Below are 23,288 nucleotides of genomic sequence, written 5' to 3'. Positions count from 1 at the left end.
GCGTACTCACGCATTCGCCTCATTCAGGTTTGCCATACTTTTCTCGCTCTGACGTTAACTGACACAAGCTGCGGCAGCATAGAAACCGGAAACTTAAACGGGAGTTAAACGATGAGCAATTGGTTGCAGCAGATCCAATCGGTGCTGGCGAAAAAAGGCGGCGAGGGAAAATCCGGTGGTTTAAGCGATATGTTGGCACCCGGTGCGCTGGGCGGCCTGGCGGGATTGTTAGTGGCCAGCAAATCGACCCGTAAGCTGCTGACCAAATACGGTGGTAAAGCGTTGCTGGTGGGCGGCGGCGCGGCGGCGGGTGCGGTGCTGTGGAACAAATACAAACAGCGCGTGCGGGAGACACATCAGGATGAACCGGGATTTGGTCAGTTGCAGACGCCAGTTGATCAACGCGCAGAGCGGCTGGTGACGGCCCTGGTGTTCGCGGCCAAAAGCGATGGGCATATTGATGACCGTGAACGCGCGGCCATCGAACAGAATATCCATCAGGCGGGCTATGGCGCGCAGGCGGAAGCGTTAATTCAACAGGCGATGAATCGCCCGCTCGATCCCCAATGGCTGGCTGCTGATGTGAAAAACGAAGAAGAAGCGCTGGAACTGTACTTCCTGAGTTGCGCCGCCATTGATGTCGACCACTTTATGGAGCGTAGCTATCTCTCCGCGCTGGGTGATGCGCTGAAGATCCCACAAGATGTACGCGAAGGCATTCAGCGCGATATTGAGGCAGAAAAAGCCGCGTGAGGCGGTAGGGCCAAAGAAAATTTGCCCTTTGAGCAACACACTCCCAGGTTGATGAGCAGGCTGGGGCCGCATCGGGGCACGAGGACCGCCAGCTCCGATGCGGCTCCAGACGGCGTGACCGCCAGTTGTTGTACTTCCTGTGCGCTGATGCTTGGCTTCCTGAGTGATAAGTGCCACGCTTGCTGGATGCTGTTATTCAGGGAAAGGAGCCAAGATGCACCAGCCACAAGCGAAAAAAATCCCCCATGTGATGAACCTGCACGGTGAAATGCGTACCGATAACTACTATTGGTTGCGTGATGACGATCGTGAAAATCCTGAAGTGCTGGACCATCTGCATGCCGAAAATGCCTACGGCAAGGCGATGATGGCTTCACAAAACAACCTGCAAGAGCGGGTGTTGAAGGAGATCGTTGATCGTATTCCACAGCAGGATCACTCAGTGCCCTATGTGAAAAACGGTTATCGCTACCAAAGTCGTTATGAAGTGGGCAACGAATATCCACTCTATTTTCGCCAGGCCTTAGATGCGCCAGCCGATGAACCCTGGCAACTGCTGATTGACGGTAATCAGCGTGCCTCGCATAGCGATTTTTACACCATGGGAGCGCTGGCGATCACGCCAGACAATGAAGTCATGGCGTTAGCCGAGGATTTCCTGTCACGCCGTCAGTACGGCATACGCTTTCGCAATCTGCAAAGTGGTAGCTGGTATCCCGAAGTGCTGAGTGAGGCATCTTCAAGCGTGGCGTGGGCGAATGATTCACGCACGCTCTACTACGTGCGCAAGCATCCGAAAACCTTGCTTGCCTACCAGGTATGGCGCCATGAACTGGGTCATCCACAATCAGACGACCAACTGGTGTATGAAGAGCAGGATGAAAGTTTCCATCTCAGCGTGCACAAAACCACCTCCGAGCATTTCATCCTGATTGCGCTCTACAGCACCACCACCAGTGAAATCCAGCTGATTGATGCCGAATATCCCGATGCGCAGCCACAGGTATTTTGCCCACGCCGTCGCGATCACGAATACAGCCTCGATCACTACAATCATCAGTTCTATATCCGCTCCAATCGTGATGGCAAAAACTTCGGTTTGTATCGCAGCGCATGGCTGGCGGAAAACCGCTGGCAAGCCATCATTCCAGCGCGTGATAACGTGGTACTGGAAGATTTCCAGCTGTTCCGCCACTGGCTGGTAGTTGAAGAGCGCCAGCGCGGCGTGAACACGTTACGACAAATCAACTGGGAAACACAGGAAAGCATTGGAATTGCTTTTGACGACCCCGCGTATGTCACTTGGTTGGCTTACAACCCCTCGCCAGAGAGCGACACTTTGCGCTATGGCTACTCTTCCATGACCACGCCAACCACGCTGTTTGAGCTCAACATGGAAAGTGGCGAGCGGCGGGTACTGAAACAGACGCCGGTTCCGGGTTTCAACTCTGACGACTATAAAAGCGAGCACCACTGGATCACCGTGCGCGATGGCACTGAGGTGCCGGTTTCGCTGGTTTATCATCGTAAACACTTCAAACCAGGCAGCAATCCGTTACTGGCTTACGGCTATGGCGCTTATGGCAGCAGCATGGATGCCAGCTTCGGCACCAGCCGGATCAGTTTGCTGGAACGCGGGTTTGTCTACGCGATTATCCACGTGCGCGGCGGCGGTGAGTTAGGGCAGCAGTGGTACGACGATGGTCGACTCAAGCACAAGATGAACAGCTTCACCGACTTCATTGATGTCACCGAGGCGTTGGTGGCGAAAGGATACGGTAATCCGCAGCAGCTCTATGCCATGGGCGGTAGCGCGGGTGGTTTATTGATGGGCGGCGTCATTAACCTTGCACCGGCGTTGTTCCACGGCGTGGTGGCGCAGGTGCCGTTTGTGGATGTGGTAACCACCATGCTGGACCCCTCAATACCGCTCACCACCGGCGAATACGATGAGTGGGGCAATCCCGAGCAGGAAGAGTATTACCACATCATTCGGCAATACAGTCCGTATGACAACATCGAAGCCAAAGCCTATCCGCATTTGCTGGTGACAACCGGCCTGCACGATTCCCAGGTGCAGTACTGGGAACCGGCGAAGTGGGTGGCAAAACTGCGTGAGTTAAAAACCAATGACACGCTGCTGCTGCTGTGTACCGAGATGGATTCGGGGCATGGCGGCAAATCTGGACGCTTTAAGGCTTACGAAGGGGTGGCGCAGGAGTTCACCTTCCTGATTGGCCTGGCGCAGGGCAGTTTGCCAGACCGCGTCGATTACTGATCGCTCTTGACGTACTTGCGTAGCGCCTGCCTTAACGGTGGGCGCAAATCACGCACATTTTCCAGCACCCAGCGCAGATAGCCCGGATCTTTACGTGCAATGCTGCCAATGCTCTGTCCGCGATATTTGCCGAACGGGAACACATCACCACTCACTTCTGCTGGCTGGCAACGGCTGACCATCTCACTGGTGTTCCAGCCTGAGGTTTCCATAATACGGATCAACAGCGCGGCGGTGACATAGCAATCATACAGCGCACGGTGCGCATGCAGTTCGCTCGGCGGGGTCACATCTAGCTTCAGACTATGGCGCAGTGCCTGATTGCCGTATTTAATGCCGGGCCACAGTTGGCGTGCCAGCGTCATAGTGCAGATCCATTCACCCGGCATAGTGGGCAGCATGCGGCGATCAAAACTGGCGTTATGCGCAACATAATGTGGACTGCCGTGATAGCGACCAATCGCTTCTTCTATGGTGGGTTTGTCAGCCACCATCGCTTCGGTAATACGATGTACCGCCATCGCCTGACGGCTGATTGGCCGGTCCGGGCAGATCAAATCGCTCATCGGATTAACGATCTGACCATCAATCACATCCACGGATGCGACTTCGACGACGCCGCCTTGCAAACCACAGGTTTCGGTATCGATAACGCGTAACATAAATTAATTACTTCTGCTTGGGTTCATAGGGCAGGCGGGAAAGGGTGAGCGAGGCCTGACGATAGCTCATCAAGCGTTGGCGGAACCAGTCACGCAGCGCTTCTGGCTGTTCACGTTCGACCATTTCAGCTACCACGGGCATGTTGTAGCGCTCTTTAAAGGCCACGCCAGCGGCGGCCAGATCGACATTCACTTTGTCTTTCTCTTCCTGCGACAGCAGGGCAAGGTTTTGGCTCATGCTTTTCTCCTGATAAACAGGGGCAAAAGTAATGGTTTCCCCTTTACGGATCAAGGAAATTGGATCGCACCGCAGGTCTCGACACGCTTTAACCAGCGGCGTATCCTGCTGCCACGTTTGCAGCAGATGGCTGCATTGAAAAGGGATGAAGTGATGAAGAAAACTGCGTTAAACCCGCTTGTGGCGCTGTTGCTGGCGTCATCTACGTTAACTTTCAGTCAGTTTGCACTGGCACATGCCCATCTGAAAACCCCGGTTCCTGCCGACAAAGCGGTGGTCGACAGTTCTCCACAGAATCTGACCTTGACCTTCACTGAAGATGTTGAAGCCGCTTTCAGCGTTGTCGAAGTGCTGAATGCGCAGCAACAACCGATGCCAGTGGAGAAGGCCAAACTCAATGACAAACAGCATGATCAACTGATCGTGCCGATCAGCAAGCCGCTGCCCGCAGGTGATTACCAGGTGAACTGGCATGTGTTGTCAGTCGATGGTCATAAAACCAAGGGAAGTTACGCGTTTAGCGTTAAGTAACCGATGAGTCTGAGCACGTTGTGGATTTGCCTGCGCGCACTGCATTTTATTGCGGTGTTCTTGCTGGCTGGCAGCGCGTTCTATACCGCTCTTCTGGCACCGCGGCGTTATCGAGCGGTGCTGGCACAGCGTCTGCACCGGATATTTGTCACTACCGCGATATTGAGTTTTCTGAGTGCGTTGCTGATGCTGGCAACACAAACCGGCTTGATGAGCGGCGACTGGCGCAACGTCAGCGATGTCGAAACCTGGCAGGCTGTGCTCGCGACCCGCTTTGGCAGCGTATGGCGCTGGGAGCTAGGCTTCGCACTGCTCAGCACGCTGGCCTTGCTGTTACGTGGCACACTGCGTCAGCAGCTATTACTAGTGAGTGGTTTGTTGCAGTTGATGGCGTTGGCTGGCGTCGGGCATGCCGCCATGCGAGATGGTGTTCCGGGCTTATTGCAACAGAGTAATCACGCATTGCACTTGATTGCCGCCGCGTTCTGGACCGGTGGTTTATTGCCCCTGTTATTGCTGATGCGTGAAGCCCGTCAGATTGCGTTTCGCACCGATGCGATTCGCTGCATGATGCGCTTTTCGCGCTACGGGCATCTGGCTGTTGCACTGGCGCTGATCACCGGGCTGATTAACAGCCTGTTGATTGGCGGTACGCCGCTCAACTGGGGGACCACGCTGTGGAGTGCGATGCTGGTGGTCAAAGTGATGCTGGTGATGATGATGGTGGGCATTGCGCTGATCAATCGTTATATTCTGGTGCCACAATTTCGTGTCGCGGGTAACCAGGCGTCACAACAATTTATTCGCCTGACGCAGCTTGAGCTGCTGCTGGCCATGGTCGTAGTCGGATTGGTCAGCGTGTTTGCTACGCTGTCACCGGCCTGAAGAGTAATGAATGAAAAATGAGGTCGATATTTTGCTGAAGAAATTGATTCCAGCCTGCATTCTGATGGCACTGTGCAGCCAGGCGATGGCCGCGCAAATTATTACCGTCAGCCGTTTTGAGATTGGTAAAGATAAGTGGCCTTTCACCCGTGAAGAGGTGATGCTGACCTGTGAGAAAGACGGCGCGCTGTTCGCCATCAACCCGAGCACCTTGCTGCAATACCCGCTGAACGATAAAGCCCAGGCGCGCGCTGATGCGGGTAAAGGCACTCAGCAATCAATCGATACCATCGTGGCGGAAGATAAAGCGCATCCAGGCCAGAAAATGAGCCTGCAGCCGATCATCGAGCGCACTCAGCAGTTATGCGGTAAGTAATCCTTTCAAAATACGGGCGTAGCGCACAGTTTTGCCGCTACGCTTGTTTCCTCGATGTGCCAGCACGATCACAGAGTTGGCAGCTTCCTCACCGCAGCGGCGCGGTTGGCTGGAAATTAATCAATCCTCGACTACCTTTAAAAGGCAAGGCGACATCGCCTTCAAAAATGCCAACTTTTAGCGCACGGCTCTCAAAGAGCCATTTCCCTGGACCCGATACAGGAATCGTATTGGGTCTTTTTTTGTGGATTAAAACACTCCTCATAACGTTCATAAAGTGCACGATCTCCCCAGTTATTCTCTGAATCAAACCAATCCCACCGTGTTAAATTCCCCTGATGCCATTAGCCAACAATACCAACCACAACGAGAGTCGTTCGATGTTAAAACCTGCCATCCTGTTCACCACGCTGTTGCTGCTCAGCGGCTGCGCGCTCAAGCAATACCCGCAATCACCCAAAGTCAGTGATGAAGAAGCGCAAACCTACAATTGTGCGACGCTCGATCAGGAGATCGCCAAGACCCATAGCGTGCAGCAGCAGATTGACAAAACCGGTGAGTTTGATGCTTTAACGGTGATCGGCTTCTTAGGTGATTTTGGTATCGGCAACGGCATCGCAAAGGCCAGCGCTAACAAGCACGCAACGGCGCGGTTAAACGAGTTGGAGCAGCTAAAAACGGTGCGTTGCGGTCATCCAACGGCGTAGAGAATCAAGCCAGCACTAAAGTTGCGGACATTTATCAGCAGCCAGTGAGTGTGAAAAATGGTATAAGGGTGCGCATCATTTTTTATTGCCGGTTAATAAGGACTCTTCATGGCAAATGCGCAATATCTTCTCTGGGTAATGATTGGCACCTTAACACTGCTGAGTATCTTTATTGGAGTCGTGGTCGGTCGGACAAAAACGCCTCGTGTCGGCTTTGCTACCTTTGCCGGATTGTGGGTGTTTTTCCTGCTGGCGATCTTCTTTCTTTCCCATTAAGGGAGCTATTTGCCACACGGTTTGTGTGGCAAATCAATACATTAAGCGGTGTGGTTTAACGCGGCGCGATGCTGAGCGATCAGCTTATCAGCCATGTAGCGGTCTTCCTCATGCTGAGAAATATAATATTCATAGGGATCGTGCACGCCAAGGATTTCAATATAATTCAGGTGGGCTTGTTTCACTTCACGGTTAATATATTGCACCACCTCTAGTCCATAATCATCTGCATAAACCGGCGCTCGGCTTTTAATATCGCGAATCAAATCCGCGTTATTATGCATGAAAAGCTCCAGATCGATTTTGTAATAGTCTTTCATTGCTCACTCCTTGCTGTGAATACTGTTCTAAGCGTAGCAAAAGGCTTTAGCGCGTTGTGACTACAAGTGCCAGCAGGATGGTTGAATGAGCATCACTTATGTAAGCGAAGCGTAAAAATCAATAGTGAGAATGATAGTTAATATCATTTAACTTGTTCGGAATTGTCTTAGTTGGTAAAGTCTTCGCCGTCCCGCACAGAGCTAACGCCTTTAATGAGCGCCGGAGATAAGCGCCGGACGGGACTTTCATCAGGGCTGCAGGACGCAGCCTGTGTTGAAACTTCACAAGCGAGTGAAACGCTCACCCCACAAACAGCAGATGCACCAAGCGCGCAAGCGATTCCAGTAGCAGCAGGCTGCCCAGAAATATAAACACCAATACGCCAATAAATTGTTTACGGCTGCTCACGCTGTTCCCTCCCTTGGCTCCATCTCACCGGACTATACTTTAAGCCGGGTTCACTAAACTTCCAGTCAACCGGGAAAGATTACATGTTTTACCAAACGGTGAGTGCCAAAACGTGGCGTAACATATGGGTTGTTGGTGATTTACATGGTTGCCGCGCCCAATTGGATTCGCAACTGATCCTGCATGACTTCGATAAACAGCAGGATTTATTGCTGTCAGTGGGTGATCTGATCGATCGCGGACCCGATAGCCCCGGCTGTTTACAGCTGCTGCAAGAGCCTTGGTTCCGCTGCGTGCGTGGTAACCATGAACAAATGGCGCTATCAGCGCTGGATGGGCATGACCCTATGTTGTGGATGATGAACGGCGGTGACTGGTTTTGGCAGTTAAAAGGCGCGGATTTAATTGCAGCGCGCCATGCATTGAAACGCTGCGCCGATTTACCGTTGATTTTACATATCGAGTTAGCGGATCGCGTGGTGGTTATCGCCCATGCCGACTATCCCGCCAGCCATTATCAGCTGGGACAAGACGTTGACTGGCATCAGGTGGTGTGGAGCCGTGATCGCCTGGGGCGCCATCATCGCGGGACATCCACCAGCATCGACGGTGCCAGCGATTTCTATTTCGGTCACACGCCATTGGAGCAGCCACTCAATGTGGCGAACCAGCATTATATCGATACCGGTGCGGTGTTTGGTAATCGATTAACGCTGGTTCAACTGCAGTAAGGATTAACGGAACAGACGACCATCACGCACCAGCTCGCGGGGATAGCTGTTTTTGATGCGATTGCTGACTTTCTTGGCTAATCCCAGCGGTTGCTGCTGATAAGTGACGATGACTTCATCCTGCGTAGGTAACGTCTCAGGACGGATATCCTGGCCACGGTACCAGCTTTCCGCTTCGTCAATGGTGAGTTCAAAATCTAACGCGCTGCCCGGCTGGGTAAAGGAGATCACCGCTTCATGCTGCCAGCGATAGCCTTTAGGAAAGGTCTCTGCCAGCTTCACGCCGATGCGCGAGAAGCGCACTCTGCCCAACCAACTTTCCAGCGCGGCAGGGAATAGCCACAACTCTTTGTCGCGTTGCCACAAGGTATGATTCTCATCCCACTGGATACCCACTTTCGCTGCCGCTTGCTGCACTTCGGCAGAGAGTTTACGGCTGGCCGGTGAGAAGGGCAGTTTGCCCACTTTATAGGTCGGCGCAGGCAGTGCCGGGATACGGGCGGTTTTGCGCAGGCGTGCAACGAAAAAGCCTTCGCTATCGAAGATCTGCGGGAACACGTGTAAAAATCCTTCAGGTGTCAGCGCTTGCTCTGCCCCCGCAAACAAGCCGTCCAGCGGCACGATTTCCACAGCGTCTGGATAACGCTGTTGCAGCCAGGCAATCACCTGCTGATTCTCAATCTGGTTCAGGGTGCAAGTGGAGTAAATCAGCGTGCCGCCCGGTTGCAGGGCATGAAAGGCACTGTCGATAAGATCGCGTTGTGTGGCGGCAATCTCTTCGGTGCTGGCAAGGGTCCAGTTACGCAGCGCATCGGCGTCTTTGCGTACCACGCCTTCGCCGGAGCAGGGGGCGTCCAGCAGGATGGCGTCAAACTGTTCAGGGAGTGCAGCGCCAAACACGCGGCCATCAAAGTGGGTCAACGCCACGTTACTGACGCCGCAACGGCTGATATTGGCGTGCAGCACTTTCACGCGGCTGGCCGAATACTCATTGGCGAGGATGGCACCCTGATTGCGCATCAACGCGGCCATTTGCGTGGTTTTGGATCCCGGCGCAGCGGCTACATCCATCACCTGACGCGCATCGGGTGCGGCATCAAACAGTGCCGTTACTGGCAACATCGAGCTGGCTTCCTGAATATAGAACAAACCACTCAAATGTTCGGCGACGCTGCCGAGCGGAAGTGACTCGTCGTCTCGCTCAATCCAGAAACCTTCCGGACACCAGGGAATCGGCGTCAGACGCCAGTTGTAGTGCGCGGTGTGCGCCAGAAACGCCTCAACGCTGATTTTTAGCGTGTTGACGCGCAGGCTGCGGCGCAGCGGTTGTTGACTGATCGCCAGAAAAAGCTGCAGTTCATTTTCATCAGCGAGGCTGGCGCGCATCAGCGCAAGGAAATCTTCGGGAAAGCGATCGGACACAGACATATACCGGGGCATCAAATGAAGCGCGAAGTGTAACACGTGCAAACAAAACGGGCAGCCCGCAGGCTGCCCGATTGCTTAATTGGGGTCCGGAATCGCTGTTCCCCAGTTGCGCCACTCTTTCGGCGCTTCATCTTGCAGCAGGAAGTGCTTATCGGCTCCGGCCTGTGGTGCCAGTGGCACCGTCGGCGGGGTGGCAAACTGAATGCCGCCACGGATAAATTGCTGGAAGGTGCCGGTTTTCACCACGCCGCCAATCAGACCGAAGTCGAGGTTATAGCCGGAGGCCAGCCAGAACACTGAGTTGTTACGCACCAGATGCTGATATTTCTTGCTGATGCGCAGGGCGATCTGCACGCGATCTGCCATGTTGCCCAATGAGGTGCCGGTTACGGTACCCACTTCAACCCCACGGAACAGCACAGGGGTGCCCAGCGACAGCGAACCGGCTTCGGTGGCATCCACATAGATGTTAAGACCGTTGAGGTAGCGCGAATCGGTAATGGTGCTCTCCTGCAACTCAAACACGCGGGCCTGAGCACCTTTACCCGGATCGACGTTGAGATAGGGCTGGAGCAGCGTTTCCAGATGGTTGACGCCTGCGGCCGAAATTTCCGGTGATACGACCGAGAAGCGACTGCCGACGCGCGCGAAGTCCTGTACATATTCAGGATACAACACGGCTTTTGCCACCACCTGGTTGTTATCTTTACTCAGTGCCAGTGATTCGACCTGACCAACATTGATACCGAGATAGCGAATCGGCATACCGGCTGCCAGTTTGCTGGCGTCAAAGGTGTGCAGGGTGATTTGGCTACCCACGGCACGCGCGGCGGTTTCAGACGAATAAAGAACGCGCTTCACGCCTTTTGCCGCTTGAGCGCCAGTCAGGTTATCGAAGCTGATAGCGCCTTTCAGCGCACGATTCAATGGCGAAGCCTGCACCGTTAAGCCGCTGCCGTTGAGCTGGACTTTCGCACCGCCTTCGGCCCAGAACACACTTTCACTGGTGAGCAATTTGCGATACTGCGGCTCGATGTGAATGGAGATCTCAAAGGCATCGGCACGCGGTACTACGTCTACCACTTCACCCACCTGGAATTTACGATACAGCACCACAGAACCGGCCTGTACGTCTGGCAAACTTTCTGCGGTCAGTTTCAAGGTAGTTGGCGGCTGATCGCCAACGATGCCTTCCTGCGCACGTTCGGCGTCGGCATATAAAGGATAACGCGAGGAAGGATCGCCTTTCGCACCCGGTACCAGGCGAATACCACCATCGACCCATTCACGGGCGCTGGCACCCAACACCTGCATCCCATCGAGACCAAACTTCACATCGAGACGGCTGTTAACGATAAACTTGCTGTCAGCGTGCACCAGATGACGGAATTCTGGATTGATCGCCACCGCGAAGCTAATGCCGTTCTCATCCAACTGGCGAGAAATAATCTGACCGATCTTCATGCCATACAGCATCACGGGTTGGCCCTCATCGATGCCGTAGGTTTCTGGCGCACTCAGTTTAACCGTGAGCACATCGGGTTTTTGCAGCAGAGTTTCGCTGGCGGGTAATACCGTGAAATGATCCTGCGGCTCGCCTTCACCGGGCACCAGTTCAAAAGTGTTGCCGGTGAGCAGGCTGCTGAGATTGGTATCGGTCAGGCTTAGTTTTGGTGCGCGCATCTCAATACGCGTGCCGCTGCGCATTAGACTGGTAACCGATGGGTCGACAGTCAATTCGCCCGTGACTTTGCCACCAGGCAGCAGGTTTAGTTTGGTGAGCGTACCGACTTCCAACCCTTGATACATTAAGGGTGTACTGTCCGCTTTCAGGTTATCGCCATTCGGCAAATCAAGGCTGATTTGCACGCCACGTTGGCTGCGTGCCAGGTCAGGATACAGCTGATAGTTTTCATCGCTGTTTGCCTGCTGGCCGTCATTCGGGGAGTCAAAGGCAATGGCACCATTGACCAAAGCGGCCAGACTCTCTAGTTTGACCTTGGCACCACTTAGGCTGACATCGGCATCGACACCGGACACATTCCAGAAGCGACTCTGCTTTTTCACCAGGTTGACGAAGCGGCGCTCAATCAGTACGTCGACGGTCACGCCATCGGTGTTGCTGTTGATGCTGTAGTCATAGACGCGGCCCACCGGGATTTTACGGTAATAGACCAGGGAACCTGTATTCAACGAACCCAAATCGGGTGAGTGCAGGTGGATTAGCAGTTCACCGGTATTGACGCGGTATTTCGGTTGCGTATCTAACGCGGTGAAATGCTCACGTGGATTACCGCCACCGGGCATCATGCCGATATAGTTACCGCCGACCAGGGCGTCCAGGCCAGAAACTCCAGCCAGTGAGGCTTTCGGTGTCACCAGCCAGAATTGAGTGTTGTCTTTCAGCGCATCGCGCATGTCACTCTTGATACTGGCCTTGATCTGGATGCTGTGATAGTCATCGCTCAGCACGATACCCTGCACCGTACCCACTTCCACACCTTGATAACGAATGGGCGTGCGTCCCGGCACGATGCCGTCTGCGGTCTGGAAGTTAATGGTAATAGTGGTACCGCGCTCCTGGTAATTGGTCCATAGCAGCCAACCCGCAATCAGCAGGGCAATAATGGGCAATAACCAGAACGGCGAAATCTTGCGTTTATTACGCAGATTGGCGCTAGTCGGTGTAGTCGGCGTTTCCTGTTGCATGTGCATCCCAGATCAGGCGGCTATCAAGCCACTCTACAGCCATAATGGTCAGGATGACTGCCGCGCCAAAATAGAGCGCGGCAGGTCCCATGGTAAAAGCCAGCAGTTGATCGCGATTCACCAACGACATGGTGACCGCAATCACGAACAGATCCAGCATCGACCAACGTCCCACCCAGGTGATGGCACGCAGCAATCGAATACGGGTTTTGATGCCCTGTTCGCATTTAAAATGGATGCTGAGCAGTAAGGTCAGCATCACTAACACTTTGGTAAACGGCACCAGAATACTGGCGATAAACACCACCGCCGCGACGGGCACGTTGCCGGAAGCCAGCCCCAGAATACCGGAGAAAATGGTATCTTCGCGGCGCGCACCGTTGACGTAAACCACTGAAATCGGCAGCAGGTTAGCGGGGATCAGTAGCACAATCGAAGCAATCAGCGCGGCCCAGGATTTCTGCAAACTGTGGCGACGACGGAAATCGAGCGGGGTGTGACAACGCATACAGCGCCCGCGATCGTCCGGCACGCCGGTTTGATGACAGTTCAGGCAGACCTGCCACTGTTCAGGAGGAGAGGTTGGCACAGCCTGCGGATAATAGTGTTCCCACAGCTCCTCAACGTTAAGGTGAATCAGCGTGAGCAGGCTCAGTACCGTCAGCGCGATATAGGCCACCAGACCGTAGCCCACTTCCAGCGCGGCATAATCCTGCACCTTTATAGAAGCGACTGCCACACCGACCAGATAGATATCCAGCATCACCCACTCTTTTAGCTTCTCCAGCATCAGCAATACCGGGCGCAGGTTCATACCGAGGGCGTGGCCAATCCATAAGTAGCAGATGCCCGCGACTAAGGTCATAGGGGCACCAATGGTGCAGAACGCCACCATGGAGGCAGTCAGGACGTTGCCCTGTTGCGCCATCTGGATCACACCTTCCACCAGGCTGGCGTTGATGCGCATGCCAAGTAAGCGAATATCTACCAACGGCAGGCTAAAGGCGAAGGGCATCAGCACGATCATGGTCACGGCCATCACCGTGAGGCGCGTCATTGACCAGTCGCGGCCGTTTTGAATCTTTGCATGGCAACGCGGACAGTGCGCAGCCTGATGCGATTTCACATCCGGTAAGGAAAAAAGGGTATCGCATTGCGGACAACGCTGATAACGTGCGTGGGGCAACGTCTGGCTGATAGCGTGAATTTTCATAGGTGACGCAAATGGCCCATCGTTCGTTACAGTTACCGGCATGCTGAGCAGAGCAATCTGTCTGCAACATTCTGTGGTCCGAGAAAATTCTTAACCACCGACTGCTAAGGGTATAGTAACTAACACAATGATTCACCTTGTGGGGCTGGATTATTAGTGCTTATTTTAACAACTGAGTGACAACAAGGTCACGACAGTGACGAGTTATGGTTAAACAATGAACAAAAAAGCCTTTTATGAGGATTTAAATCGCGATGTCCGTGCACTGTTAGCGGGCGAAACCTCTTTCCTTGCGGCACTGGGCAATTGCAGTGCGCTGTTGTTTGAGCGTCTGGAAGGTGTGAACTGGGCGGGATTCTATTTGCTGACTGAACCGAACACGCTGGTATTGGGCCCATTCCAGGGCAAAATCGCGTGTGTGCGTATTCCGGTGGGCAAAGGAGTATGTGGCACAGCGATTGCAGAGGATAAAGTGCAGTTAGTTGAAGACGTGCACGCATTCCCGGGACATATCGCTTGTGATGCTGCCAGCAACGCAGAAATCGTGATTCCTCTGAAAGTGAATGGCACCGTTGTGGGTGTGTTAGACATTGATAGTACGGTTTATTCTCGCTTTGATAGTGAGGATGAAACGGGGCTGGTGGCCCTTACCGACGGGCTTTGTGAAGTGCTGGCGGGCAGCGACATCGTAAAATTTATTCAGCTGACGCGCAGCTAATCGACTGGATCACATAGCATTTGGCGATGTTGTCATTATAATGTCGCCTGTTCATGCCTGCTCTGGTCGGCAAACCCGTAGTAATCAGGAAATTTCATGGAAAATCAACCTAAGTTGAATAGCAGTAAAGAAGTTATCGCCTTTTTGGCGGAGCGTTTTCCGCAATGCTTTAGCGCCGATGGCGAAGCGCGTCCGCTCAAGATCGGTATCTTCCAGGATCTGGTTGAGCGCGTTCAGGGTGAAAACAGCCTGAGCAAGACGCAACTGCGTTCGGCCTTACGTCTCTATACCTCTAGCTGGCGTTATCTTTACGGCATTAAAGCCGGTGCGACCCGTGTCGATCTCGACGGCAACGCCTGTGGCGTGCTGGATGAGCAACACGTGGAGCACGCGCGCAAGCAATTAGAAGAAGCTAAAGCGCGCGTTCAGGCGCAACGCGATCAGCAGCGTGCGAAGAAGCGTGAAGCCGGTGAAGAGACCGCTGAGCGTCGCCCGCGCAAGCCCGCACCGCGTAAAGCGGCTGAAGGCGGCGAAGCTGCACCACGTAAGCCTCGTCCACAGGCTCCGCGTGCGGCGTCGACTGAACGCCAGGCTGCACCACGCCCGCCGCGAGCAATACCTGTCACTGACACCTCAACTTTGCAGCTCGGCCAGAACATCAAAGTTAAAGCAGGCAAAAGTGCAATGGACGCCACCATTCTTGAAATCACCAAGGATGGCGTTCGGGTACAGCTCGCTTCCGGCATGGCAATGATTGTGCGCGCAGAACACTTGCAGTTCTGAAACGGAGGCTGACCCTGGCATGAACAACATTTTAAAGATCGGTATGATCGCGGGCCTGCTGTTAGCAGGCCCCACCTTTGGCGCAGACAACATTACCCGCGCCGACCAGATTCCCCAGTTACATGAAGATCCACAGCATCCTACCGTCAGCGAACGCGTCACATCGCGTTTTACCCGCTCTCATTACCGTCAGTTCGATCTCAATCAGGATTTCTCTGCGAAAATTTTTGATCGCTACCTGAATCTGCTCGACTACAACCATAATGTGCTGCTGGCCTCTGACGTTGCTCAATTCGCCGATAAGAAAACCACCATCGGTGATGAACTGCGCAGCGGTAAGCTGGATGTATTTTACGATCTCTACAATCTGGCGCAGAAACGCCGCTTTGAACGCTATCAATATGCGCTGAGCGTGTTGAACCGCCCGATGAATTTCACCGGCAATGACACCATTGACATTGACCGTTCAAAATCGCCATGGCCAAAGAGCACAGATGAGCTGAACGCGCTGTGGGATGCCAAAGTTAAATATGATGAGCTGAGCCTGAAACTGGCGGGCAAAGATGACAAAGAGATCCGCGAAACGCTGACCAAGCGTTACAACTTTGCCATTCGTCGTCTGGCGCAGAGCAACAGTGAAGACGTGTTCCAGCTGGCGATGACCGCGTTCGCGCATGAAATCGACCCGCACACCAACTACCTGTCACCACGCAATACCGAACAGTTCAACACCGAAATGAGCCTGTCACTGGAAGGCATCGGTGCTGTGCTGCAAATGGATGATGACTACACGGTCATTAACTCTATGGTGGCGGGCGGTCCAGCGGCGAAGAGCAAATCCATTAGTGTGGGCGACCGCATTGTCGGCGTGGGCCAACCGGGCAAGCCGATGGAAGATGTGATTGGCTGGCGTCTGGATGATGTGGTCTCCAAAATTAAAGGACCGAAGGGCAGTAAAGTGCGCCTGGAAATCCTGCCAGCCGGTAAAGGCACTAAAACCCGTACTGTGACCCTGACGCGTGAGAAGATCCGTCTGGAAGATCGTGCCGTTAAAGGTACGGTTCACAATGTGGGCAAAGAAAAAGTCGGCGTGCTCGACATTCCTGGCTTCTATGTCGGCCTGACTGACGATGTGAAAGTGCAGCTGCAAAAACTGCAGAAGCAAAACGTCGACAGCATCGTCATCGACCTGCGTACCAATGGCGGTGGTGCATTGACCGAAGCGGTATCGCTCTCTGGTCTGTTTATTCCAAGCGGCCCAGTGGTGCAGGTGCGTGACAATAACGGTCGCGTACGTCAGGACAGCGATAACGACGGCATCGTGTATTACAAAGGTCCGTTGGTGGTATTGGTCGATCGTTTCAGTGCCTCAGCGTCTGAAATCTTCGCCGCAGCCATGCAAGACTACGGTCGTGCGTTGATTGTCGGTGAGCCGACCTTTGGTAAAGGCACCGTCCAGCAGTATCGTTCGCTGAACCGCATCTACGATCAAATGCTGCGTCCAGAGTGGCCAGCGCTGGGTTCTGTGCAGTACACCATCCAGAAGTTCTACCGTATCAACGGCGGCAGTACTCAGCGTAAAGGCGTTACGCCAGATCTGCTGATGCCAACCGGCGTGGAAGCGGCAGAGACAGGTGAGAAGTTCGAGGACAACGCGCTGCCATGGGATAGCGTGAATGCGGCGACTTACACCAAAACCGGTGATATCACCGCGCTGGTGCCGCAGTTGACCAAAGAGCATGCCGATCGTATCGCCAAAGACCGCGAGTTCCAGTACATCCTGAAAGACATTGCGCGCTTTGATGCTATGAAGGACAAGCGCAACATCGTGTCACTCAATCTTGCCCAGCGTGAGAAAGAGAACCACGAAGATGATGCACTGCGTCTGGAGCGTATCAACGCCCGCTATCAGGCCGAAGGCAAAGCACCGCTGAAGAGCCTGGATGATTTGCCAAAAGATTACAAAGAGCCGGATCCGTACCTGGATGAAACGGTTAACATCGCCAATGACATGGCTCAGCTGGAGAAATCCCAGCCTGCTACTAGCGCGAAGTAATCTTCAGCGTCGTCAGAAGCACCGCTCAGGCGGTGCTTTTTTTTGCGCTAAGATCATTGTTTATCGTGGCTAATGGGCAGATTCAGGCACACCATTACCAAATGTAAAGTTATGTCTTTTTAGACACTTAAAGATTAAGGTTGCTTGAAATGCTGCGCAATGAACATAGGATATATATCCGCGCATGAGCGCGAGCACAACTGAGGAAGATTAACGTTTATGATGCGTATTGCGCTTTTCCTGGTCACCAACCTGGCGGTGATGTTGGTATTCGGACTGATTCTGAGTCTGACAGGAATCCAGTCAAGCAGTGTTCAGGGTCTGATGATTATGGCAGGTCTGTTTGGCTTTGGCGGTGCGTTTGTTTCACTGCTGATGTCCAAGTGGATGGCGTTACGATCCGTTGGCGGTGAAGTGATTGAACAACCCCGTAACGAGACAGAACGCTGGTTGATGGACACCATCAGCCGCCAGGCTCAACAGTCCGGCATTGCGATGCCGCAGGTGGCGATTTACCACGCGCCAGATATCAACGCCTTTGCGACCGGTGCGCGTCGTGACGCCTCATTGGTGGCGGTCTCGACCGGTTTACTGCAAAACATGAGCCGTGATGAAGCGGAAGCGGTGTTGGCGCACGAAGTGGCACACATCGCCAATGGTGACATGATCACCATGACGCTGATCCAGGGTGTGGTGAACACCTTCGTGATCTTTATTTCACGTATTATTGCGCAGGTGGCTTCTGGCTTCCTGTCGGGTAACCGCGATGGCGAAGAGAGCAGCAACGGTAACCCACTGGTCTATTTTGCCGTTGCTACCGTACTGGAACTGGTGTTTGGTATTCTGGCCAGCATTATCACCATGTGGTTCTCACGTCACCGTGAATTCCACGCCGATGCCGGTTCTGCCAAATTAGTCGGACGTGAGAAGATGATTGCCGCCCTGCAGCGCCTGAAAACCAGCTATGAGCCGCAGGAGCCCAGCAGCATGATGGCGTTCTGTATTAACGGTAAAAGCAAATCGTTGAGCGAGCTGTTTATGTCGCACCCGCCATTAGACAAGCGCATCGAAGCGCTGCGTAATGGCGACTATTTGAAGTAATCGATAGTTGAATGAACAAGGGCGCCTGATGGCGCCCTTGTTGTTTTTAAGCGTCTGTCACGGCACGCGATTGTGACATGCGCGCCATGCTGACCACAGCAGCAACGCTGGCAAAGATGCCTGCCAACACTAACGACGCGTGGGTGCCGCCATCATTGAAGAGGTTCAGCATCAAGGCGACCAGGGCTGCCCCCATGCTTTGACCCACTAAGCGTGCAGTACCGAGCATACCGCTGGCTCCACCGCTTCGGTTACGCGGCGCGGAAGAGACAATGGTGTGGTTATTGGGAGACTGGAATAAGCCAAAACCGGCACCGCATAAAATCATGCGCCAGATAATATCCGCATCCGTTGGCTGTGACGGTAAGAGCGCCAGCAGGAATAAACCGGACGCAAAGATCGCCAGCCCTAATCCGCCGAGTAACCCCGCATGGACGCGTCCAATCAGTCGGCCTGCAATCGGTGCCATCACGCTGGTTGCCAGCGGCCATGGCGTGAGTAACAGCCCTGTCGCCACTTCATCACGGCCCAACACGTTCTGCATGAAAAAGGGCAGAGACACCATCGCCAGCATCTGCGCACAGAAGGAGCAAACCGACGTGCACATCGACATGGCAAAAATCGGGATGCGCAGCAGGTCCACGGGCAGTAACGGCACGGTCATGGAGAGCTGACGGCGAATAAACACCACGCCAACCACCACCAGTGCCACCACCTCGCCCAGAATTAATCCGCGATTCTGGCCTTGTGCAAAGCCACTTAATGCTGAGATCAACAAGCCGAAGAACAGGGCGTTCATGATTGCACTTGGCACATCAAATTTCTGTTGGGTGGCTTTCTGCGTGTTATCCGGCAGGAAGCGCAACGCCAGCCACAGCGCCAGAACACCAATCGGAATGTTAATCAGGAAAAGCCACTTCCAGCTGGCGATAGAAAGGATTGCTGCGGCAACGGTCGGCCCGGCGGCACTCGATACCGCCACGATCAGCGAGTTAATCGCCATGCCGCGTCCAAGGAAACGCTGCGGATAGATGATGCGAATCAGCGCCGTATTCACGCTCATCAACGCAGCACCGCCAAACCCCTGCAGGATGCGCGCCACGGTCAGCATATTTAGTGAAGAGGAGAGGGCGCAAAACAAGGAGGTCGCGATAAACAGTGCCAGACCCACCTGATAAACACGTCGGTAACCCAGCATGTCACCCAGGAAAGAGAGTGACAGCAGTGAAATCACAATGGCGATTTGGTAGGCGTTAACAATCCAGATTGATTCCGCGGGGCTGGCATTCAGCTCACGTGCAATGGTGGGCAGCGCCACATTGGCGATAGCGCCGTCTAACACGGCCATCATGATGCCCAACGCAATAGTGATAATGGCACCATAGCGCTGCGGAACGGGCAATCCATCCTGAGAAAGTGTAGGGGACATAAAAAGGAATAAGTGAAGTCAGTGAATATCATCATGCTAATCAATTATGTGATGGAAAGCACCGAATTCATTGACAAAAAATTACGAAGGAATGTGTCTTACAATGCGATTCGTTGCCGCCACTGGGCTGAAACGCATATACTGACGTTTCTGTTCCGTTTTTTTTGAAACACAGTCAAAAAAGGATACGCGCAATGGCGAGCAGCGATAACGATAAACAGCCAGATTCCGTTTCATCCGTGATGAAAGTATTCGGCATACTGCAGGCGCTCGGAGAAGATCGCGACCACGGCATCACCGAGTTGTCGCAGCGTGTGATGATGTCGAAAAGCACGGTATATCGCTTTCTGCAAACCATGAAATCGCTGGGTTATGTGGCGCAGGAAGGCGAAAGCGAAAAATACTCGCTGACGCTCAAACTGTTCGAGCTGGGGGCGAAAGCCCTGCAAAACGTGGATTTGATTCGCAGTGCAGATGTGGAGATGCGTGAGTTATCGCGCCTGACCAAAGAAACCATCCACCTCGGTGCGCTGGAAGAAGACAGCATTGTCTACATCCACAAAATCGATTCACTGTATAACCTGCGCATGTATTCGCGCATTGGTCGGCGAAATCCATTGCACACTACCGCGATTGGTAAAGTGCTGCTGGCCTGGCGCGATCGCAATGAAGTGCAAGAGATTCTGAGTGAAGTGGAGTTTCGCCGCAGTACCGCCAATACCATCGTCTCGGCGGATGCTCTGCTGGATGTGCTGGATCAAGTCAAAGTACAGGGCTTCGGTGAGGATAACGAGGAGCAGGAAGAGGGTTTACGCTGCATCGCGGTGCCGGTCTTCGATCGCTTTGGTGTGGTGATTGCTGGGCTGAGTATCTCGTTCCCGACAATTCGTTTCTCGGAAGAGGGTAAAGCGGAGTATGTCGCGATGCTGCACCGTGCGGCACGTAATATTTCCGATCAAATGGGCTATCACCAGTATCCTTTCTGATACAGATTAACGGGCTGTTTCCAGCCCGTTTTCATGATTAATTGTCTACCACTTCACCGCTTTTCTTCAGCAATGGGCAATCTGTAACACCCACAATGCCACTGTCCGTATGCAAGTATTGCGCGGTGATCACACCTCGCGCTGTCAGATAGCTACACTGCAAACCCAGACCGGCCGCATTTTTATTGCTGCCTGTTAGTACGCCATAACCGGTAAACAACATGGCCAGCCAAATCACGCCCACCACGATAATCGCTCGAATGAAAAGTTTCATTTTATCTCCTTGTGATACACAACGCAGCTGTCCTGAAGTCGCTGCCATTTCTATAGTAGCAGCATGCCGCGTCCTGCCGATGAAATCGATCAGAGATAACTGAAAGCCATACAGATGCGGGATAATCTGCTTTCCGCCGGCAACCATTATCTTTTCCGCACACAACGAGTAGAATCAGCGGCGGTGTAAGTGTTTTATGTATGACAATAGAGGCAGTTATGAACGAGTTAGCCGCAAATACCAGTCCGCTGTTGAGCTATGGCGTACTGGCCATCATTATTGTTGTGGCCTTTATCGCCTGGTTCTTCGTCAACCGGGCCAGCGTACGTGCCAGTGAACAGATCCGTTTACTGGAAGCGCTGTTAGAAGAGCAGAGAAAACAAAATGCGCTGCTGCGCCGCCTCGCGGATGCTCAGCCAGCCACAGCAAAACAGCAGGAAGAGGAAGATGCCATAGAGCAGCGCGACTTCATCCGCATGATTCCAGAACGTTAAACACACGGAGCAGTAATGGCCTGGCAAAACCCCTGGTATGACGCATCGCTGGCACATCACACGCCAGAAGGCTTCCGCAACCCGGAAGAGGAGTTGCGCCAACCAGGGGATTTGCAACGCTGGCGACGCGAGCGAAAGGCCGACAACCTGCCACGCCCGCCGCAAGCCGGATATCCCGCCTTTATTGATCGCTGGTGCCAGACCACAGATTTAAGTGGCGATGATGACCGCATCTGGTGGCTGGGCCATGCAGCATTGCTGCTGCGCCTCAATCAACGTTACATCCTGATTGACCCGGCACTCTCATCACGCGCGTCACCCCTGCCGTTTGCTGGACCGCAGCGTAAAACCCCAGCGCCACTCAGTATCGCGCAGTTGCCGCATCTCGATTTCGTCCTGATTTCGCATAATCACTATGATCATTTGGATCGCCCGACCATCAAACGTATTGCACGTCATTTTCCTGCTGCACAATTTTTGGTGCCACTGGGCATGGGGGAATGGTGTCGCAAACGTGGGGTGCGCAATATCAGCGAATTTGATTGGTGGCAGTCCAGGGACGTTGCAGGACTAACATTTACCGCAGTGCCGGCCCGGCACTGGAGTATGCGCACCTTCTGGGACCGTAACCGATCTCTCTGGTGTGGTTGGGTGATGCATAACCAGAATCTGAATTTTTGGTTTTCGGGTGACAGTGGTTACAGCGATAATTTGCTGGAAATTGGTAAGCGTTTGGGCCCATTCAATCTTGCGGCATTGCCGATTGGCGCCTATGCACCAAAATGGTTCATGCGGGGACAGCATATGGATCCCGATCAGGCGGTAGCATTGTGGCAAGCTATTGGCCGCCCCCTCACGCTGCCTATTCACTGGGGCGTGTTTGAACTGGCAGATGATCCGTTAGATGAACCCCCAGTGGTGCTGGCACAGGCAATGGATGCTGCAGGCGAAGATAAAAGGCGCTTCGCGCCCTGGAGAATAGGTGAGAGCCGCACTCTGCAAAATATCGATTCGGATTAATCCTAAGCGCATTTTGTTAAATCAAGCAATGCGGTGCATTTTTTTAACATTTATTTGTTGTCTGGATAGTTAAAATTAAGATAACCGCCAAGTTCGTTATGCATATATTTGGGGCAATCCTCAGTTTATTTTCCTGATTTTGGTGCAAAACTATTTATGAGTTGTACCTAATACCGACAGCTGTACAAGTTTTGCGCAATGCACGATTGTTGCATTAAGTGCGAACATTTTGCCGGAATATTTTATTCATGCCATATTAGTGCAATATTTTTCGCATAATCTAAACCGCTTTAATTGTGCTGGTTTTTGGTAACCCGCTACGCTTGACTAATGTACTTACTGGCGCTAACTACTCTGAAGCATAACCCTTTTTTGCTCATATGAATGTGTCGCTGTCAATATGACAACTGGTCTGCTGTGCGGCTTTTCAGCCAATTATGTGCGTTGTGTCGATCACCGTTTAAAAATGGCTTGCCATTAATTTGCGAATATGTGATAACGACTCGTGGGTCAAACGAGGTACAGTTCTGTTTATGTATGGCATCTTCAGTAAAGAAGTTACGAGTAAAGACGTTGACGTTGAATACTGCTTCCTTGCCGAACCTTAAATTAGTGCCTCATTCAGTAATGTCTCTGGTTTCTCTGTAAGACTGCCTTCGGGCAATATAAACAATCAAAGGAATTTGCAAAAATGGCAAAGATTAAAGGTCAGGTTAAGTGGTTCAACGAGTCTAAAGGTTTTGGTTTCATTACTCCTGCTGATGGCAGCAAAGATGTGTTCGTACACTTCTCTGCAATCCAGGGTAACGGCTTCAAAACTCTGGCTGAAGGCCAGGCTGTTGAGTTCGAAATTCAGGACGGCCAGAAAGGTCCAGCAGCAGTAAACGTTACTGCTATCTGATTTCGTTCTC

25 protein-coding genes are annotated in these 23,288 nt (G+C 53.0%); 17 read left to right on the top strand and 8 right to left on the bottom strand.

Features of this window, described 5'->3' with window-relative positions:
- Positions 1-111 precede the first annotated feature (111 nt).
- Both ACPUC8_RS01690 and ACPUC8_RS01685 read left to right on the top strand, forming a co-directional pair.
- Positions 112-753, top strand: coding sequence for a tellurite resistance TerB family protein (locus ACPUC8_RS01690; RefSeq protein ID WP_039335339.1), 642 nt, complete (start codon positions 112-114; stop codon positions 751-753).
- A gap of 214 nt (positions 754-967) precedes the next feature.
- Positions 968-3,031, top strand: coding sequence for a prolyl oligopeptidase family serine peptidase (locus tag ACPUC8_RS01685; RefSeq protein ID WP_039335341.1), 2,064 nt, complete (start codon positions 968-970; stop codon positions 3,029-3,031).
- On the opposite strand, the gene exoX is transcribed toward ACPUC8_RS01685, so the two are convergent.
- Both exoX and ACPUC8_RS01675 read right to left on the bottom strand, forming a co-directional pair.
- Positions 3,025-3,693, bottom strand: coding sequence for an exodeoxyribonuclease X (gene exoX, locus ACPUC8_RS01680; protein WP_039335344.1), 669 nt, complete (start codon positions 3,691-3,693; stop codon positions 3,025-3,027). The genes ACPUC8_RS01685 and exoX overlap by 7 nt on opposite strands.
- 7 nt (positions 3,694-3,700) lie before the next feature.
- Positions 3,701-3,931, bottom strand: coding sequence for a DNA polymerase III subunit theta (locus tag ACPUC8_RS01675; protein WP_039335346.1), 231 nt, complete (start codon positions 3,929-3,931; stop codon positions 3,701-3,703).
- A gap of 153 nt (positions 3,932-4,084) precedes the next feature.
- On the opposite strand from ACPUC8_RS01675, the gene copC reads away from it, so the two are divergent.
- From copC to ACPUC8_RS01650, 5 genes are all read left to right on the top strand, one after another.
- Positions 4,085-4,462 carry a copper homeostasis periplasmic binding protein CopC gene (gene copC, locus ACPUC8_RS01670; RefSeq protein WP_494925484.1) on the top strand — a complete coding sequence of 126 codons (378 nt, stop codon included), beginning with the start codon at positions 4,085-4,087 and terminating at the stop codon, positions 4,460-4,462.
- Positions 4,463-4,465: 3 nt separating this feature from the next.
- The gene (copD, locus tag ACPUC8_RS01665; protein WP_039335348.1) at positions 4,466-5,347 is read left to right on the top strand and encodes a copper homeostasis membrane protein CopD; all 882 of its coding nucleotides are present in this window, start codon (positions 4,466-4,468) and stop codon (positions 5,345-5,347) included.
- 28 nt (positions 5,348-5,375) lie between these two features.
- The gene (locus ACPUC8_RS01660) at positions 5,376-5,723 is read left to right on the top strand and encodes a YebY family protein (RefSeq protein ID WP_039335496.1); all 348 of its coding nucleotides are present in this window, start codon (positions 5,376-5,378) and stop codon (positions 5,721-5,723) included.
- Positions 5,724-6,103: 380 nt separating this feature from the next.
- The gene (locus ACPUC8_RS01655) at positions 6,104-6,430 is read left to right on the top strand and encodes a hypothetical protein (protein ID WP_039335391.1); all 327 of its coding nucleotides are present in this window, start codon (positions 6,104-6,106) and stop codon (positions 6,428-6,430) included.
- 108 nt (positions 6,431-6,538) lie between these two features.
- Complete coding sequence (locus ACPUC8_RS01650; protein ID WP_166932300.1) at positions 6,539-6,706, top strand: hypothetical protein; 168 nt, start codon at positions 6,539-6,541, stop codon at positions 6,704-6,706.
- A gap of 41 nt (positions 6,707-6,747) precedes the next feature.
- Here ACPUC8_RS01650 and ACPUC8_RS01645 read toward each other — a convergent pair whose 3' ends face one another.
- Complete coding sequence (locus ACPUC8_RS01645) at positions 6,748-7,026, bottom strand: hypothetical protein (RefSeq protein ID WP_494925483.1); 279 nt, start codon at positions 7,024-7,026, stop codon at positions 6,748-6,750.
- Positions 7,027-7,518: 492 nt separating this feature from the next.
- Here ACPUC8_RS01645 and ACPUC8_RS01640 point away from each other — a divergent pair, with 492 nt between their 5' ends.
- Positions 7,519-8,166 (top strand): metallophosphoesterase, encoded by a 648-nt coding sequence (locus ACPUC8_RS01640; protein ID WP_039335395.1) that lies wholly within the window; start codon positions 7,519-7,521, stop codon positions 8,164-8,166.
- 3 nt (positions 8,167-8,169) lie between these two features.
- On the opposite strand, the gene rsmF is transcribed toward ACPUC8_RS01640, so the two are convergent.
- The 3 genes from rsmF to yebS form a co-directional block, all read right to left on the bottom strand.
- Positions 8,170-9,594, bottom strand: coding sequence for a 16S rRNA (cytosine(1407)-C(5))-methyltransferase RsmF (gene rsmF, locus ACPUC8_RS01635; RefSeq protein WP_039335397.1), 1,425 nt, complete (start codon positions 9,592-9,594; stop codon positions 8,170-8,172).
- A gap of 75 nt (positions 9,595-9,669) precedes the next feature.
- Entirely contained in the window at positions 9,670-12,303 is a 2,634-nt protein-coding gene (locus ACPUC8_RS01630) for a PqiB family protein (RefSeq protein ID WP_039335399.1), read from the bottom strand.
- The gene (gene yebS / locus ACPUC8_RS01625; RefSeq protein ID WP_039335401.1) at positions 12,272-13,516 is read right to left on the bottom strand and encodes a membrane integrity lipid transport subunit YebS; all 1,245 of its coding nucleotides are present in this window, start codon (positions 13,514-13,516) and stop codon (positions 12,272-12,274) included. The genes ACPUC8_RS01630 and yebS overlap by 32 nt, the downstream gene beginning before the upstream one ends.
- A gap of 217 nt (positions 13,517-13,733) precedes the next feature.
- Here yebS and ACPUC8_RS01620 point away from each other — a divergent pair, with 217 nt between their 5' ends.
- From ACPUC8_RS01620 to htpX, 4 genes are all read left to right on the top strand, one after another.
- A complete protein-coding gene (locus tag ACPUC8_RS01620; protein WP_039335404.1) occupies positions 13,734-14,234 on the top strand; it encodes a GAF domain-containing protein in 501 nt (166 codons plus the stop codon).
- 96 nt (positions 14,235-14,330) lie between these two features.
- Positions 14,331-15,017 (top strand): RNA chaperone ProQ, encoded by a 687-nt coding sequence (gene proQ / locus ACPUC8_RS01615; protein WP_039335405.1) that lies wholly within the window; start codon positions 14,331-14,333, stop codon positions 15,015-15,017.
- A gap of 19 nt (positions 15,018-15,036) precedes the next feature.
- Positions 15,037-17,073 (top strand): carboxy terminal-processing peptidase, encoded by a 2,037-nt coding sequence (gene prc, locus ACPUC8_RS01610; RefSeq protein ID WP_039335406.1) that lies wholly within the window; start codon positions 15,037-15,039, stop codon positions 17,071-17,073.
- A gap of 219 nt (positions 17,074-17,292) precedes the next feature.
- Entirely contained in the window at positions 17,293-18,174 is an 882-nt protein-coding gene (gene htpX / locus ACPUC8_RS01605) for a protease HtpX (protein WP_039335407.1), read from the top strand.
- A gap of 46 nt (positions 18,175-18,220) precedes the next feature.
- Here htpX and ACPUC8_RS01600 read toward each other — a convergent pair whose 3' ends face one another.
- Positions 18,221-19,603 (bottom strand): MFS transporter, encoded by a 1,383-nt coding sequence (locus ACPUC8_RS01600; RefSeq protein WP_039335408.1) that lies wholly within the window; start codon positions 19,601-19,603, stop codon positions 18,221-18,223.
- A gap of 194 nt (positions 19,604-19,797) precedes the next feature.
- On the opposite strand from ACPUC8_RS01600, the gene kdgR reads away from it, so the two are divergent.
- Positions 19,798-20,589 carry a DNA-binding transcriptional regulator KdgR gene (kdgR, locus tag ACPUC8_RS01595; RefSeq protein ID WP_039335410.1) on the top strand — a complete coding sequence of 264 codons (792 nt, stop codon included), beginning with the start codon at positions 19,798-19,800 and terminating at the stop codon, positions 20,587-20,589.
- A 37-nt stretch (positions 20,590-20,626) separates the two neighbouring features.
- On the opposite strand, the gene ACPUC8_RS01590 is transcribed toward kdgR, so the two are convergent.
- Positions 20,627-20,863 carry a YobH family protein gene (locus tag ACPUC8_RS01590; RefSeq protein ID WP_039335515.1) on the bottom strand — a complete coding sequence of 79 codons (237 nt, stop codon included), beginning with the start codon at positions 20,861-20,863 and terminating at the stop codon, positions 20,627-20,629.
- A gap of 218 nt (positions 20,864-21,081) precedes the next feature.
- Here ACPUC8_RS01590 and ACPUC8_RS01585 point away from each other — a divergent pair, with 218 nt between their 5' ends.
- The 4 genes from ACPUC8_RS01585 to cspE all read left to right on the top strand — a co-directional run bounded on the left by ACPUC8_RS01585 (position 21,082) and on the right by cspE (position 23,278).
- Positions 21,082-21,357, top strand: coding sequence for a YebO family protein (locus ACPUC8_RS01585; RefSeq protein WP_039335412.1), 276 nt, complete (start codon positions 21,082-21,084; stop codon positions 21,355-21,357).
- A gap of 15 nt (positions 21,358-21,372) precedes the next feature.
- Positions 21,373-22,377 carry an MBL fold metallo-hydrolase gene (locus ACPUC8_RS01580; RefSeq protein ID WP_039335414.1) on the top strand — a complete coding sequence of 335 codons (1,005 nt, stop codon included), beginning with the start codon at positions 21,373-21,375 and terminating at the stop codon, positions 22,375-22,377.
- A 533-nt stretch (positions 22,378-22,910) separates the two neighbouring features.
- On the top strand, positions 22,911-22,985 hold the full coding sequence (locus ACPUC8_RS01575; protein ID WP_153011405.1) for a DUF2627 domain-containing protein: 75 nt from the start codon (positions 22,911-22,913) through the stop codon (positions 22,983-22,985).
- 83 nt (positions 22,986-23,068) lie between these two features.
- A complete protein-coding gene (gene cspE, locus ACPUC8_RS01570) occupies positions 23,069-23,278 on the top strand; it encodes a transcription antiterminator/RNA stability regulator CspE (protein ID WP_034828712.1) in 210 nt (69 codons plus the stop codon).
- Positions 23,279-23,288: the final 10 nt, after the last annotated feature.

The sequence above is a fragment of the Pantoea sp. CFCC18177 genome (assembly GCF_059412425.1).
This window is presented reverse-complemented; position numbering and strand designations above follow the sequence as displayed.